The sequence below is a fragment of the Thalassotalea atypica genome (assembly GCF_030295975.1).
GTDB lineage: Bacteria > Pseudomonadota > Gammaproteobacteria > Enterobacterales > Alteromonadaceae > Thalassotalea_F > Thalassotalea_F atypica.
Map to the genome: position 1 here is coordinate 602586 of NZ_AP027364.1, position 16670 is coordinate 619255.

At 39.4% G+C, this 16670-nt stretch carries 10 protein-coding genes; 7 read left to right on the top strand and 3 right to left on the bottom strand.

Annotated elements, in window-relative coordinates; genetic code table 11:
- The first annotated feature begins 588 nt into the window (after window positions 1-588).
- Window positions 589-2427: a winged helix-turn-helix domain-containing protein gene (locus QUE03_RS02830; protein WP_286264893.1), complete on the top strand. Its 1839-nt coding sequence runs from the start codon at window positions 589-591 to the stop codon at window positions 2425-2427.
- A 73-nt stretch (window positions 2428-2500) separates the two neighbouring features.
- On the opposite strand, the gene QUE03_RS02835 is transcribed toward QUE03_RS02830, so the two are convergent.
- Window positions 2501-3952, bottom strand: coding sequence for an MBL fold metallo-hydrolase (locus QUE03_RS02835; RefSeq protein WP_286264895.1), 1452 nt, complete (start codon window positions 3950-3952; stop codon window positions 2501-2503).
- Between the two features lie 457 nt (window positions 3953-4409).
- Here QUE03_RS02835 and QUE03_RS02840 point away from each other — a divergent pair, with 457 nt between their 5' ends.
- From QUE03_RS02840 to QUE03_RS02855, 4 genes are all read left to right on the top strand, one after another.
- On the top strand, window positions 4410-6248 hold the full coding sequence (locus QUE03_RS02840) for an assimilatory sulfite reductase (NADPH) flavoprotein subunit (RefSeq protein ID WP_286264897.1): 1839 nt from the start codon (window positions 4410-4412) through the stop codon (window positions 6246-6248).
- Window positions 6248-8002, top strand: a complete 1755-nt coding sequence (gene cysI, locus QUE03_RS02845; RefSeq protein ID WP_286264898.1) for an assimilatory sulfite reductase (NADPH) hemoprotein subunit — start codon at window positions 6248-6250, stop codon at window positions 8000-8002. Before QUE03_RS02840 ends, cysI begins: the two co-directional genes overlap by 1 nt.
- Window positions 7995-8786, top strand: coding sequence for a phosphoadenylyl-sulfate reductase (locus QUE03_RS02850; RefSeq protein WP_286264899.1), 792 nt, complete (start codon window positions 7995-7997; stop codon window positions 8784-8786). Before cysI ends, QUE03_RS02850 begins: the two co-directional genes overlap by 8 nt.
- Window positions 8787-9017: 231 nt before the next feature.
- Complete coding sequence (locus QUE03_RS02855) at window positions 9018-9446, top strand: SRPBCC family protein (protein ID WP_286264900.1); 429 nt, start codon at window positions 9018-9020, stop codon at window positions 9444-9446.
- Window position 9447: 1 nt separating this feature from the next.
- Here the strand turns inward: QUE03_RS02855 and QUE03_RS02860 are convergent, their stop codons facing one another.
- Window positions 9448-10332, bottom strand: a complete 885-nt coding sequence (locus QUE03_RS02860) for a TIGR03899 family protein (protein WP_286264901.1) — start codon at window positions 10330-10332, stop codon at window positions 9448-9450.
- Window positions 10333-10642: 310 nt separating this feature from the next.
- Between QUE03_RS02860 and QUE03_RS02865 the strand changes: the two genes are divergently transcribed.
- Complete coding sequence (locus QUE03_RS02865; protein ID WP_286264902.1) at window positions 10643-12871, top strand: bifunctional diguanylate cyclase/phosphodiesterase; 2229 nt, start codon at window positions 10643-10645, stop codon at window positions 12869-12871.
- Window positions 12872-12937: 66 nt separating this feature from the next.
- Here QUE03_RS02865 and QUE03_RS02870 read toward each other — a convergent pair whose 3' ends face one another.
- A complete protein-coding gene (locus QUE03_RS02870) occupies window positions 12938-14104 on the bottom strand; it encodes an MFS transporter (RefSeq protein WP_350227414.1) in 1167 nt (388 codons plus the stop codon).
- A gap of 395 nt (window positions 14105-14499) precedes the next feature.
- On the opposite strand from QUE03_RS02870, the gene fadB reads away from it, so the two are divergent.
- Entirely contained in the window at window positions 14500-16662 is a 2163-nt protein-coding gene (fadB, locus tag QUE03_RS02875) for a fatty acid oxidation complex subunit alpha FadB (protein WP_286264903.1), read from the top strand.
- Window positions 16663-16670 lie beyond the last annotated feature (8 nt).

Here is a 16670-nt window from a genome sequence, read left to right on the forward strand (position 1 = left end):
CTCTTTTTAATGAGCTAAGCATTTCTCTATTTTTAAATAGATTCACCCAAGCTGGTGAATCTGTTCGGGAGTGATATTTGCGATTGAAATAAATCAACACCTTAATATTTGAGATCAGAATATAAATGTTAAGAATTTCTCGACGAATTGATAATCCGGAAAATTAATGGCGGTTAAGTGCCAAGAGTGGAAGCTAAAATTTTTATTATAGTTATTTATCATCGCGCTTTAATTTTATAACATCTTCAAATTTCGATGCTCTATATTTCAACTTTTCAATATAGTTTTTATCTTGATAAACTATTCCCGAAAAGCTGCTTGTTGAGTCATTCACTTCAAATAGCATTAATTCCACTCCACATATATACAGGTTTTCATAAATTATGAAAATTCTTAAATGTTGTTTTCTGGGTTGTCGTTCAATTTTGATGATTTGTTTAAAATTTATGAGTCAGAAGTTACGAGAAAATCACGCTAAACGTCAAAAAATCACTAGAAAAATAAATTTCGACAAGTGACCGACAACGTTAGTGTTATTGAGTTAAGATATTGACAAGACATTGAGGTCAGTTGAACACATAAAAAACAATGCGTTATAGATTTAATGAATTTGAATTTGATAGTGAGACTATACTACTAACTCACAATGGCGTAACACAGGCCATTCGTAATAGCGAAGCCAAAGTACTTGCATTATTACTTGCACAAGCTGATAACGTCTTAAACAAAGAGGATATTCTTTCTCATGTTTGGCAACATAAGATTGTATCTGAACAGGTTGTTTTTCAAAACATCAGTAACTTAAGAAACCGTTTCGGTAACAACGCCATTAAGACTTTTCCCAAGCGTGGCTACCAATGGCAACTTCACACGGAAGTTGTTACACCTGAAATTCAGTATCCAACCGATAATGAAAATTCACAAAAAGCACTTAAATTATCACCACAATCTCACTTTTCGACATCAGCTAAAAAGCAACCTTTTTGGCGACTTGCAATATTAGTCGGTCTTTTTGTTATTACAGTCGGCGTTTTTTCCTCACAAAATAAGCTCAAGCCAGAAAGTACAGAATCAGTGATTAAATTGGCTTATATTCCAATCACTGAGCATAATAATAAAACGCAAGCTAATCATGAAAGTATCAAACTTAATGATAATACTGTCTTTGATTTCACCGAATTAACTCATATCACTACTGAAAAATTCGAAGATTTAGCGGAAATAGAATACCCAAAATTGTCTAACACTCATCCATTTATATTAATGGGTAAATTTCGTACTCATCAGCAAAAAAACTATCTAGATTTTACGTTAAAAGGGCCTGCTAGTGATTGGCACGGCCAACTATCTAATTCATCAAAACAAGAGATTATTCAGCACCTGAAACAGCATTTAAGTCAACAGGTTATATATGATCTTATCAGTAAGGCTCAACCGCCTGAAGTAAGACAAGCCAAGTTATCAATTGCTCATCAAACATCACCAAAAGATCTTATCATTCTCAGAGAGCTTAGTATTTCCTACTTTATGACAAACGAGCTAGAAAAAGCGATGGCGATGGCCGATAAACTGATCCAACTTGCTCAACGGCAGAATATGCCGCAGCAAATGGGTAGAGCGTTGGCTTATCAGAGCAAAATATTAACAAGAATGAAGTTATTTGATTTAAGTGCTCAAAAGCTGAAATTAGCCATGGATCAATTTGAAAAAATAAACGACTTAAAGTATCTAGCTCGTGCATGGTATTACCAAGCTTGGTTAGATGATCAACATAATAATTACGCTGCGATGAAAGCTAGCTTATTAAAATCAGCGCAACTTGCCTTTGATGCTCAAAATAAACTTGGCGAAATAGACACGCTTATTCACTTGGCTGGCAAGGCCCATTATTACCAAAAAGAAGAGGATAAATATTTTTATTTACAACAAGCTGAAGATAAAATAACAGCGTACCAGTTGCCTAATTATCACTTAGCCAAAATTTCTTATCGTTATGCCACTTTTGCTCAAGCTGCCTCGGAAAAAGAGCCGCACCTAAAACAAGTGCTCAAACTTACTGAATTGGCACCAGAAAACTGGGTAGCACAGTCTAGTAGAAGAAAATTAGTACAATATTATATAGCCCAAGATCGGCTTGAAGAGGCCCAAGCTTTAATTGACCAAGCCACCTCAGACAACAGTAATAACTCATATTTAAAAACCTTAATGGCACAAGCAAAACAGCAAACTAATGAAATGATCAGTCAGGCCCAGCGTACCTTCGAACAGGCGCAGCTGGCAGGAGAACGATCACTGAGCTTAGATGTTGCTCTTCTTTTATGTAACCAAGAGGTAAACTGTGATTTTTATTCTCAGTACATTAATGATAATGCAACGGAACACTGGCGAAGCGCTAATGAAATAAAGCAGCTTACACTTAACCTCTAATAAGGCGGTTATTTTTATAACTAAAGGTGGCCACCACTACGTAGATTAATACGCAGCGGACACACCTTTAGTATTACATATTGGCTTCATAGACCTTATTCATCATTTCAACAGAGATATTGTTATTACGGTGGTGTCCAACAATTCGGTTGAACTTAAGTTGCTTGCTCCGAACAAAATCAATAAAGGTTTTGCTGTAACTTGGCACTACTTTAGGAATGCTATTATCGAATGCAACGTCAAGGAAGTCTGCTTGATAGATAATGCCGCTGTTCTTAAAATAAACAAAACTTTGTCGTTTAGAGTGGGTATTTTCTAATACATAAAAGCGTGCATCGTCAATTGCTTGCTCATGTTTAATAGTGTGGAATTTGAATCTAGCAATGTCATCGGCAAATTGAGGATAGGCTTTGATGGCTGCGATACTATAGGCATCGGCATAGATTTTAATACCTCGTTTAGCATAGGCGGGCAGACCCTCAATATGATCACTATGAGGATGGGTCACATAGACAGAAGTGATGCTCTTATGCGGAAACTTGCCTAGGATTAGCTTAATAGTTTCCTCTGCAAATTCAGGACTGATGGGGGCGCCAAAAACCATAATTTCATCACCGTTGACTTTAAATAATGTGTTACGCCAGGCTGAAGCATCAGTTACAAGATAAAGATCTGGTGCAATTTTTTTTGCTACTAATGTTTCGTCAAGCTCAGGAATTATGGGTCCAAATTCTTGTGGAATTTCAAACCGGGCTGGGTCAATTTCCTTAAGAATATGCAATTGGCCAATGCGGTGGATAAAACTAGGTCTGGTATCACCACCATAATATTTAAAAATAGCCCGGGCAAAGGTTATACCATTACTGGTTTGATAATCATCATAAAGAAATATTTTTTTCTGAGATTTATTGTTAATGGATACAAGCCGTAATGGATTGTCTTTAAATGCATAATCGATGATAGTATCCTCAGAAACCGTGTGTGTGAGGGTTGTTTGCCGAGATAATTTGTCTTGATGAAGCTTGATGGTTGTCGCAATATTATTTTCCTCAAGTAAAGGTGTTACCGCAAGAAAATCGACATTCATGAAAACAAAGCCTTTCTTTTCCTCAAAGCTATCCATACTTTGCCTTAGAATACCTTTGCCTAAACCTAGACCATTCCTATCGTAGAACAAACTTTCAGTATCATTTTGAAATTCGATCCTATTAAATGTCTTACCATCAGGAAAATGATGTATATCATTTTCTACAAAATGCTCTTTTACTAAATCTATTTCAACCATTCTTAATGACATGTACCTTTCTGGTGTCTGATAGTCCCAAGCTTGATAGGGACTTCCTCCGCCCAAGTAGTGATAATTAAGTGAGAATACCTCAAGTTGCGGTGCTTTTTGATAATGCGTTTTCAGCTTGGAGATAAAATCTTCAACTTCTCCTGCTGCAACTTTTAGTGTCGGTATTGTGAATAATGTTATGCAAGCAAATGCAAAGATAAGTGAATAACGTGACAAGTGAACCTTCATCGATAACTCCCTAGTTTTAAGTTACCGACACAATATGAAAATTAATCATAGAGGTCTTATCAAAAACATATCAATGTAGATATATAAACTTTTGATAGATGTATATCATTGTTTTTAATCAGAAATGCATTGAACGTGATTATTTATTGAAAAACAACTTTAGGCTAAGAAGTGCCTAGATTATTGGTGTCGATTCATATTGAGTGAAACATATATTTAGGTCTGCTTATCAATCTAGAATTGCCTATGATTATTTCTCTAGACATGAGAATTTTAGCCAGAGTTGAGAATATCCGAGAAAACTCTAATTCCCGAATAGATTCTCCATATTAGTCTCAAGCACATTTTCTAAAATCTTCTATTCGTTTTTGGAATAAAAAATCATTTTCTATTCTTTTTAATGTTGTTCTGTATTGTCTATCCTTGTCACATTATTCAAATGGGCGAAGTATCCGTTATGTTGCCAGAACAGAAAAATTTAAACTCAGCACAGCCATCAACGGCTTTAGATGCTAATCAATTGCAGCAGTTACAGCAATTAACCAATGGCTATTCTCCATTGCAACTAGCGTGGGCAAGCGGCTACTTGGCTGCGAAAAGTGAAATCAGCCCCGTTGCAAGTGCGGTTTCAGCTGCAACCCAGCCCGTTGTAAGCTCCATATTAACCATTTTGTTTGCCTCTCAAACGGGTAACGCCAAAGGTGTAGCGAGTAAATTAGCTGATGCGGCGAAACAAGCAGGTATAACGGTTAACTTAAAGAACGTTGCTGATTACAAGCCTAAATCCTTAAAGTCTGAAACGCATTTATTAATCGTTGCCAGTACGAATGGTGAAGGCGAGCCACCTGATGATGCGTTGGAATTCCACGAATTCCTGCACGGAAAAAAGGCCCCTAAACTAGCGAACTTAAAGTACAGCGTATTAGCGTTAGGTGACAGTAGTTATGAATTTTTCTGCCAAACAGGTAAAGAATTTGACGAGCGCTTGGCCGCGTTAGGTGCAACTCAAGTCTCAGCCCGGGTTGATTGTGACGTGGATTATGACGTTGACGCGAAAACGTGGTCAAACGACATTGTCGAGCACTTAAAAGGTGAGCTTACTGCAGAGTCACAAGAGCTGGCGCAAGTCGTTTCATTAGTGTCTGCAACAGCACCAGCAGGCGCTGCGAGCTTATACAGTAAACAAAACCCTTATGCTGCGCAGTTATTGGTCAGTCAAAAAATTACCGGTCGTGACTCTGCTAAAGACGTCAGACATATTGAGATTGATTTAGGTGAGTCTGGTTTAACTTATCAAGCAGGTGATGCCTTAGGTGTTTACTTTGATAACGATTCGGCACTAGTTGATGAGCTGCTTAATGTATTGTCGTTAACAGGTGAGGAAGAAGTCAGCCTAGTCAAAGGTGAACAAACATTATCATTACCATTAAAAGCAGCATTGATTAGTGAGCTGGAGATTACTTTAACTGCGCCAAACTTTATTGATTTTTGGGCGAAAATTTCAGAAAGCCAAACGTTAGCTGACATTGCCAGTGACAAGAATAGTGCTCGTAAATACGCGGCAAATCACCAAATCGTGGATATTGTTAAAAGCGCTCCAGCAGTAATTGCCGCACAGGACTTTGTTGATGCGTTAAGAAAATTAACACCACGTTTATACTCTATTGCCTCAAGCCAAGCGGAAGTGGAAGAAGAAGTGCACTTAACCGTTGGTCTAGTGAGCTATGACAATGAAGGTCAAACTCGAACTGGCGGTGCATCAGGGTTTTTGGCACAACGATTAGAAGAGGGCGGTGATGTTAAGGTGTTTATTGAACACAACGACAATTTCCGTTTGCCTCAAAACCCTGAAACGCCAGTGATCATGATTGGCCCAGGTACAGGTGTTGCGCCGTTTAGAGCGTTCATGCAAGAACGTGAAGCCAATGATGCTACAGGTGATAACTGGATGTTTTTTGGCGATCAAACCTTTGCGCAAGACTTCCTTTACCAAGTGGAATGGCAAAACTACCTTAAATCTGGCTTGTTAACTAAACTTGATGTTGCGTTTTCGCGTGATCAAGCTGAAAAAATATATGTACAAGATCGCCTAAAAGAAAATGCTCAAGATGTGTTTGCTTGGTTAGAAAGCGGCGCGCATTTATATATCTGTGGTGACGCCAATCGAATGGCAAAAGATGTTCATCAAGCACTTGTTGATATTGTTATTGAGCAAGGGCAAAAAACGGAAGAACAAGCAGAAGACTACTTAAAATCATTACGCTCAGCTAAGCGTTATCAGAAGGATGTATATTAATGAGCAACGTTAAAGCCATAGCAAATGGTCCATTGGTAGGCGAAGGGCCGATCATTGTTGAAGGTGAATTAGCTGGCAATGAGCGCATGAAGCGTGAAAGTAATTTCTTACGTGGCACCATTGAACAAGATTTAAAAGATCGCATCACAGGTGGCTTTACCAGTGATAACTTTCAGCTGATTCGCTTTCACGGCATGTATCAGCAGGATGATCGTGACATCCGTGCAGAGCGTCAAAAACAAAAGTTAGAGCCATTACATAATGTGATGTTACGTGCGCGTATGCCTGGAGGCATAATTACGCCAAAACAGTGGTTGGCGATTGATAAATTTGCTGATGACAGCACTATATATAGTAGTATCCGTTTGACTACTCGCCAGACATTTCAGTTTCATGGGGTATTAAAGCCGCACATAAAATTGATGCATCAAACATTAAACAGCATTGGTATTGATTCAATCGCAACAGCCGGTGATGTTAATCGTAATGTACTGTGTACGTCGAACCCTGTTGAATCAGAATTACATCAGCAAGCTTACGAGTGGGCGACAAAAATTAGTGAGCACTTGTTACCAAAAACAAACGCGTATGCGGAAATTTGGTTAGATGGTGAGAAGGTTGAGACAACTGAAGAGCCTATTCTAGGAAGTACGTATTTACCGAGAAAGTTCAAAACTACAGTCGTTATCCCACCGCAAAACGATATTGACGTCCATGCTAATGATTTGAACTTTGTCGCGATCAGTGAAAATGGTCAGCTTGTTGGTTTTAACGTATTAGTTGGTGGCGGTTTGGCCATGACTCACGGCGACAAATCAACTTACCCGCGTCGTGCTGATGATTTTGGCTTTGTCGCTTTAGACAAAGTACTAGATGTGGCAGCAGCAGTTGTTACCACCCAGCGTGACTGGGGTAACCGTGTTAATCGTAAAAATGCTAAAACCAAATACACGCTAGATCGCGTGGGTATTGACGTGTTTAAGGCGGAAGTTGAAAAACGTGCTGAAGTTAGTTTTGAAAACAGTCGTCCGTATGAGTTTACTGGCCGTGGTGACCGTTTTGGTTGGGTAGAAGGTATTGATGGAAAGCATCATCTGACCTTGTTTATTGAAAACGGTCGATTGATCGATGCGCCCAACAGCCCATTAAAAACCGGTGCTCGCGAAATAGCCCTTGTACACAAAGGTGATTTTCGCATGACGGCAAACCAAAACTTAATTGTTGCTGGTGTGGCCGAACAAGACAAAGCACATATTGAGCAGCTAGCTCGTCAATACGGTTTGCTAAAAGACGAGACCAGTGCTCAGCGCCAAAATTCAATGGCCTGTGTTGCGTTCCCGACTTGTCCATTAGCGATGGCTGAAGCCGAGCGTTATTTACCTGGTTTGGTGAGTAATGTTGAAACATTGCTGAACAAGCATAATGTCAGTGATGAGCATATTATTTTGCGCGTTACTGGCTGTCCTAATGGCTGTGGTCGAGCAATGTTGGCGGAAATAGGCTTAGTGGGTAAAGGGCCAGGAAAATACAACATGTATATGGGCGGTAACATTGGTGGAACCCGAATTCCAAAACTATACAAAGAAGGGATTGATGAGCAAACCATTGTAAGTGAAATTGATGGTTTAATCGGTCGTTGGGTTGCAGAGCGAGAAGTGCAAGCAGATGGTACCAAAGAAGCGTTTGGCGACTTTGTTATTCGCGCAGGCATTGTGAATGAAGTGATTGTAAGTGTGCGAGATTTTCATGACTAAACTAAACGAAATATCGTCAGTAGCAACTGCTATTGCACCTGCTACGACGAAGAAAGTCGTCAATAATCGTTTTCCTGCATCTTTGCCACCTGCGTGGTTGGCACAATGGAATGAGCTATTAGAAGGACAAACACCGGTTGAGCGCGTGGAATGGGCAATGGAAAATTTGCCTAGCCACTTTGTGCTTTCATCCAGTTTTGGCATCCAGTCTGCGGTTATGTTGCACATGATGACGCAAATTGACCCTAATATTCCGGTACTGGTTACCGATACGGGGCATTTGTTTCCTGAAACATATCAATTTATTGATCAATTAACTGATCGTTTTAATCTGAATTTGCAGGTGTACAGTGCCCAACAAAGTGCATCGTGGCAGCTCGCGAGAAATGGAGAACAATGGGCGCAGGGTGACGAAGCTCTCAAAGAGTACAACCGAATCAATAAAGTTGAGCCGCTTGAGCGTGGCTTAACCGATTTGCAATCAGGTACCTGGTTTTCAGGCATTCGTCGTCAACAAAGCGAACACAGAAAGAGTTTGTCGGTGGTCAGTATTTTACGCGGTCGATTTAAAGTGCATCCGATTATTGATTGGTCAAACAAAGACGTACATGAGTATTTAACCAAGCATAACTTGCCATACCATCCTTTATGGGATCAAGGCTATGTCTCTGTTGGTGACGTACATAGTACAAGACCATTATCAGCTGGAATGGATGAACAAGATACGCGTTTTGGCGGCGGGCAACGTGAGTGTGGCTTGCACACTGATGGCGATGGTATTTAATAATATGTTTTATCATACGTCGCTGTACTCGAATTCAACCTAATTTGAGTACAGCAGTGAAGAGCACGGAGGCTATTATCGCGTTAGCGTCAGATATTTTTCTGCTCAATACCATGCATTAATCCTTCGTTATTTGTCGACACTAACTACTTGAACACCGAGATTAAAATTCGTGCATCAAAGGTTGCCAGCCTATAAGCTTGTACTTATTCAAAAGCAATAAGTACAAACATGAATATTCATTTAACCAAGTTCATTCCTGTCCATACTGATTTATTACTACCGACACTATTAGCGCATGAGCAGCTCTGTCGTTTTTTTAACGCGAGTTTCGTGATTGAACGCGCAGAGAACGCTGAAGAAATAGATGGAGGAGCGGGCTGTTTACGCAAGGTAACGACTCATAGAAACAGTTTTATTGAAGAAATAATTAAAGCAGACTTAACGGGTATTCAGTATAAAATTGTCGGTAAAGGTCCGTTGAAAAATCATCAGGGTGATATTTTTTTTAATAGCACGAAAGAAGGTACAGTGATTGATTACCATATTCGAGGCGAGGTTGATGGGTGGTTACCCACATTCCTTGTAAAGATGGTGATTAAAAAGGACATTGCTCAAGCGTTAGACAAACTTGCCATACACTTTCATTCTGTAAGCTAGTTTAACTGTCGAAGTGATGACTAAGCTTTATTTTTAACGCTGTCAGTAATTCTTCGTCTGGTTTATCGCCGATAAGTTGTGCGAGCTCTACACCAACGACGGTGAATTTATAAAATCGCAACACTATACCGTTTTTTTTAGCTCTTAGAATGATGGGAGAGCCGCCTTGCCTTAATGCTATTTCATCACCTTTTGCCATAGGTGCTAACTCAGTTTCTTGCGCATAGAGTAGGTTATTGTCTGAAAGTGCCAAAATTTCACCATAACCTAAACCAAATTCACTGAGTTTAAAGTCAACTGCTCTTTGTTTATTTAGTAGATTGAATAGCCCTGGCTTTTGATAACTGCCAGATAACAGTCGAATGTTTCTTTTACTTTTATCTTTGACGGCAACCGCACAGGCTTTCGCCAATAGTTTGGCATCGTGAATAGCTAAATTTTTAAATGTACGTAAAGTTTTTAATGAAAAAGATCCTGGGTTAGATATTTCACCCGCAAGGATTTTTGCCCACAAATCCTGCATGACATTGTTACTAATATTTTCAGCAAGTTCTATAAAATTTGAAAACCAATCAGGATCCGCCTTACTGCTTGCAACATGCTCTGAGCAATACTTAATTGATTTCTCAATAATGGCTTCCATGTTGCTTTGTTTTCTCAAGTGAGTGTAACGGTCCCGTTTGAGCATTCGCTCTTCAATGGGTAATTGCTTATTTTCAGGTTTTAAACTGTCGGCTAAACCAAAGTTTTTGGCTAAGTTGAGTAATTGTACTTGAGTCGAACTGGCTGACTTTTTCGATTGCTGGTTTTCATTAGTTGTATTGGAGCTTTCAGGCTCAACATCAATGGTAACAGGATGTGTAGAGCAATTATTGTCAGTTGTCATGTTCTGCCTCAATGCCAAGTGGGCTAATATTAATTAGCATTCATATATAAACAATCGATAATTGAGTTTTAATTAGTTAATCAATTTTATCAAGCACTTATTAATTAATTGGCAAAAATGAAAAATAATGAATTTTCATTTTGCTATTTCTAAATACTTGATTGAATGAAGTTTATGTAATGATTTGTTGAATAATATCAATCTCACTTTTATTATGTACTAGAATGAGAGATGTATCATTTAATTATTGTCACATTAATACTAAAGAACAATTTCCTAATCAGCTCGCTGCTGGTTAGATGAGGGCAGTATGCAGGCTTCACAAAATACCAACGACGACTTCTTGTTTATTGACGATAGTGATGAAGATGAAGTTCTAGAAGATGCCAGTGGCGAGTCATGGAAAGTCTTGATTGTAGATGATGATCCAGAAATTCATTCAGTGACGCAACTGGCGTTGTCAGATTTAATCGTTTTGGGCCGTCGTTTAGAATATCTTCACGCCTATTCAGGTGAGGAAGCTAATACTTTGTTAGAACAGGAAAGTGATATTGTTTTAGTATTGCTTGATGTTGTAATGGAGACCGACGATGCAGGCTTGAATGTTGTTAAATACATTCGAACCGAACTCGATCGCCAAGATATTCGAATTGTGCTGAGAACTGGGCAACCAGGATATGCGCCCGAAGAAAGTGTTATAAAAGATTATGATATTAATGATTATAAAACTAAAACTGAATTAACACGTCGAAAGCTTGTTACTACGGTCTATGCAGCCATTCGTTCATACCAACAAATCACCACGGTAAATCAAAGCAGATTAGGATTAGAGCAAGTTATAGAAGGCTCATCCAATTTGCTCGAACTTCATTCAATTCAGCGATTTGGCAAAGGTGTTTTACAACAAATTCAACAATTACTCGGCGGGTTTGCTAGTGGTGTTTTTTGTGCAAGAGGTCATGGCATTGTTGATGATGCGGATGATTTAAGTTTGTATGTGCTCGCGCAAGAGGGAAACCTTAATGAAGTGGAAAATTGTAAACTACAGACATTAAACGACAATTTCATTGTCGACACGATTAATGCCGCTTTTCAGCAAAAAGAGCATATTTTTTCTTCCAAGAGCGCAGCCTTGTATGTTGCTCGTGGTGGTTATCGTGCGGTGATTTTTGTAGGGCTGAAAGACAACTTGTCAGAACTTGGCAAGCAATTATTACAAGTGTTTTTATCAAATATTGCGATTGGATATGAAAATGTACATTTATTCCAAAAGCTAAGAAATGCTGCCTACAAAGACTGGTTAACGGATCTGCCAAATCGACTACAGTTTTTGAACTTACTTGATAGTTTTTCAAATGGTGACTCTGGTGACACCGCTGCCGCACTCATTGATATTAACCACTTTAGTGATATCAATGATGGCTTAGGGCAAGACGTTGGGAACCAGTTACTCTCTGCCGTAGCCAAAAGGTTAATGACGCTTTGTGAATCAAACAAATTGGCACGGGTTGGTGCTGATGTATTTGGTATTATTGGCAGTAAAGATGTAATCAATCCTGATAGCTTATTAGCGTTGTTTAGTAAACCCTTTGAAGCGGGTGAACAAACGTTACCCATCAATGCCTGTTTGGGGCTTTGTTTAAAAGAAGATGCTGGCCAAGGCGGTGTTAAAGTTCTAAATCAAATCAATATTGCCCTCAATTTAGCAAAGAAAGATGCTGATAAACATTTCCAGTATTATAAACAAGAAATGGAAGACGAAACACTTTGGCGTCTGGGTATGATTCGCCAGCTGCGTACCGACTTTGCAGAAGATCGATTAGAGCTTTGGTATCAACCACAACTAGATTTGAACAATGGTAATGTTATTGGCGCTGAAGCGTTATTGCGCTGGCGCTCAGCAGATGGAAATTTCATATCGCCAGCGGTTTTCATTCCATTGGCCGAGTACTCAGGGTTAATTATTGAAATTGGTGATTGGGTTGTACATCAAGCGTGTAAACAAATAAATATCATTGAAGCTGAAGGATTCACTGATGTTGGGATTTCTGTCAATGTGTCGATTCCTCAATTTAGACGAAACAATTTTGTTGATACCGTTATCAATGCCACTAAAGTTCATCAAGTAAAGCCGAGCAAGCTTGAGCTTGAAATAACTGAAAATATTTTGATGGATGATCCGCAAATGGTGATTGATGCATTAACTAAACTAAAACAACAAGGCATCAGTATCGCGCTTGATGACTTTGGTACCGGTTATTCATCACTGAGCTACTTGCAAAAATTACCTATTGATCGCCTAAAAGTTGATCGCGCTTTTGTTAATGATGTTACTAAGCCTGGGCAGTCTTTATTGGCTGATACTATTATCGGATTAGGGAAACAGCTAAACCTTAAAGTCATCGCTGAAGGTGTTGAAGATGCGGAACAAGAAGCCCATTTACTCAATCAACAATGTGATGAAGTGCAGGGATTCTTTTATGCTAAACCAATGCCAGCAGATGAGTTCTTGAGCTTCTTGAGAAGCAAAAAAAACTAGCATCACTGTAAAAGACCATAAAAAAAGCACCAACATGGTGCTTTTTTTATGGTTGCGAATATTTCCTTATCCGTGATTTTGTTCTGCTAACTTGGCTGTTTCGTTGTTTAATTCTTTCGCACGCCATTCAATGCCTTGTTTAGGTACCAAGGGTATTAATAATGATAAAGCTAACGAACATACCGCAAACCCTGCGCCAACATAAAAAACCCAGCTTGAGTTTGTCATCCAAACAATGCCAAGCAGCGCAGGAATAACGACAGCTGCAATGTGATTAATCGAGAAACTAACCCCGGCGGTTGCGGCAATATCTTCTGGCTCTGCTATTTTTTGGAAGTAGGTTTTAATGGCAATAGCAAGCGCAAAAAAGAGGTGGTCGACAACGTACAACACCGCTGCAAGCATACCGCTTTCTACTAGACCATAAGAAACAAATAATATGGCGAGGCCAACATACTCAAATATTAACGTTTTTCGCTCACCAACTTTACCGATGAATTGCCCTATTTTTGCTGCAAAGAGCCAATTGAACACATAGTTAATTAAAAACAGTGCGCTGATATCGGCCACAGAGTAACCAAATTTTTCCACCATTAAAAATCCAGCGAAAACAACAAAAATCTGCCGACGTGCGCCGCTAAAAAACGTTAACGCATAAAACAGCCAATATTTCTTACGCAGTATTATCTTTTTGTGCTGTTCAGTTGGCGAAGAAAACTGCTTGAAACTGAGCGCTAAAAGGATAGTGAATACCATAGCAAGCCCACCAAATAACGCATAGGTCGCTTGATAAGACCAAGAAAATTGGTCCATCAACAACCAAACACTAGAGAATGCAAGTAGTGATGCAATCGATTTAGCTGATAAAAGGCGGCCCATAAAATGCGCTGTTTTATCTTTTGCTATCCATTGTAATGTTAATGACTGATTAACTGTTTCAAAGTAATGAAAACCGACCGACATGATGATGGTGGTGACATATAAACCAAATGTTGTCGGGAAAAAGCCTGTGGCGAAAACCCCTATAGCGGTTAGTCCCAATGAAAGTAGGGCAAGCCTTTGTTCCTTAATGAACAGTAATACATAAATAACAGTAAAGGCGAGAAAGCCAGGGATTTCACGTAGGCTTTGTAAGATACCAATCTCTTCACCAGTAAAAGCCGCTTTTTCAATGACAAAGTTGTTAAGTAGCACCATCCAGATGGAAAATACCAACGGCATAATAAATGCCATTGCCAATAATAAATTTTCAGGTTTTAAAGTGTATTTTTGAACGTTCAATACCGTTCCTTATAATATAAGCTCTAGCAAATAGAACATGTGCCGGCCTGTCCTTTTCGGGAACAGTATTTTACTTCGTTTGAAACGAAAATTCACGAACTGATAACGAACGCCACTTAGCTAAAATGTAATGATTTTTGATCATTGAATACAGCGAACGCATAATTTCAGCGCACATGTAAACACTCAATTAAAACGCCTGTTTAAAATATTTGCTTTTAATATTCATTCAAGGCAAACTCAGTCAGCTATTATTACTTATTAATAATGCCGAACGTCTATTGAAGTGTCGTTTGGTACAACAACAATATGTTCAACAAGCACCCTTGCGGTGAAGGAGATCAGGCATGTTATTTCAAGGCAAAAGCCTTTCTGCCGAGTTACTTAGCGATGGCATCGTAGATTTTAAATTCGATGCACAAGGCTCAGTAAACAAGTTCGATCAGGCAACTTTTGAAGAATTTCGTCAAGTCGTATCAGCCATTAAAAATTGTGCTGACGCTAAAGGTGTGATTGTTACCTCTTCTAAATCTACATTTATCGTCGGTGCAGATATCACTGAGTTCTTAGAAACCTTTAAACTTCCAGAAGAAACGCTAGTTGATTGGGTTAAACAAGCAACAGATGTTTTTGATTCATTCGAAGATTTAGATATTCCTAAAGTCGCTGCTGTTAACGGATTCGCGTTAGGCGGCGGTTGTGAGATGATTCTTTCTTGTGAATACCGTGTTGCTGATACAACAGCTTCTATCGGTTTGCCAGAAGTTAAATTAGGTCTTATCCCAGGTTTTGGTGGAACAGTACGTTTACCTCGCTTAATTGGTGCCGACAATGCTGTTGAATGGATGTCCACAGGTAAAGCACATAAGCCAGAGCAAGCGATGGCGGCGGGAACTATTGATGCGGTAGTTGCTCCAGAGCATTTACGTGAAGCGGCTTTAAGCATGGTAAAACAAGCAATTGAAGGTAAGCTTGATTGGCGAGCACGTCGTGACGTTAAAATGTCACCATTAACGCTTAGCCCAACTGAAACCATTATGACGTTCAATACCTGTAAAGGCATGATCGCGGCAAAAGCAGGCAAACATTACCCTGCTCCAATGATGATGGTTAAAACGATCGAAGCAGCAGCGAGTAAAAGTCGCGCAGAAGCGATGTTGTTGGAAAACCAAGGTTTTGCAAAACTAGCTAAAACTGATGCCGCGACAGCGCAAATTGGTTTATTCATGGCTGATCAAGTCATTAAAGGTAAAGCGAAAAAAGCAGGCAAGTTGGCTACAAAAGCGGTCAATAAAGCTGCTGTATTGGGCGCAGGCATTATGGGCGGCGGCATTGCATATCAGTCAGCTTATAAAGGCACGCCAATTATCATGAAAGATATTGCTGATAGTGCATTAGACCTAGGCTTAAAAACAGCTTCAGGAATTCTAACTAAGCAAGTTGAACGTGGCCGCATGAACCCTAAGAAAATGGCTGGAGTGTTAAACAACATTACCCCATCACTTAGCTATGACAGCGTTAAAGACGTTGATATTGTCGTTGAAGCAGTTGTTGAAAACCCGAAAGTCAAAGGTATTGTGCTCGCTGAAGTTGAAGGTATCGTTGCTGATGATGCAATCGTTACATCAAATACGTCAACAATTTCTATCGATTTATTGGCTGAAAGCGTAAAACGTAAAGACAAGTTCTGTGGTATGCATTTCTTCAATCCAGTGCACAAAATGCCATTAGTAGAAGTTATTCGTGGAAAAGAAACGTCTGATGAAACTGTTGCAGCCGTTGTTGCATATGCAGCTAAGATGGGTAAATCACCTATTGTTGTTAATGACTGCCCAGGTTTTTACGTAAACCGCGTATTGTTCCCTTATTTTGCTGGTTTTAGCCACCTTGTTAACGAAGGTGCTGATTTTACCGCTGTTGATAAAGTTATGGAAAAACAATTCGGTTGGCCAATGGGACCGGCATACTTACTTGATGTTGTTGGTATTGATACAGCAGATCACTGTACTGGCGTTATGTCAGCAGGCTTCCCAACCCGTATGCAAAAAATCGGCAATGATCCAGTAAGCAAGATGTACAACAATGATCGCCTTGGTCAAAAGAACGGTAAAGGCTTCTACGATTACGGTACAGATAAGCGTGGTAAACCAACGAAAGTACCTTCAGAAGTTGCTTATGAGCTAATTGGCAATACTGAACATAAAGAATTTACGCCTGATGAAATTATGTCTCGTGTGATGATCCCTATGGTGAACGAAGTTGTACGCTGTTTAGAAGAAGGTATCGTTGATACTGCCGCTGAAGCTGATATGGGCTTAATTTATGGTTTAGGTTTCCCTCCATTCCGTGGTGGTCCAATTCGCTATTTAGAAACTGTTGGTATTGAAAACTTCATTGCAATGGCTGACAAATATGCGCATTTGGGTGAAATTTATCAAGTGACTGATGGTATGCGTGAGATGGCCAAGTCTGGCAAATCTTACTTTTTCACTGACGTTAAAACAGCTTAAGCCGAGGA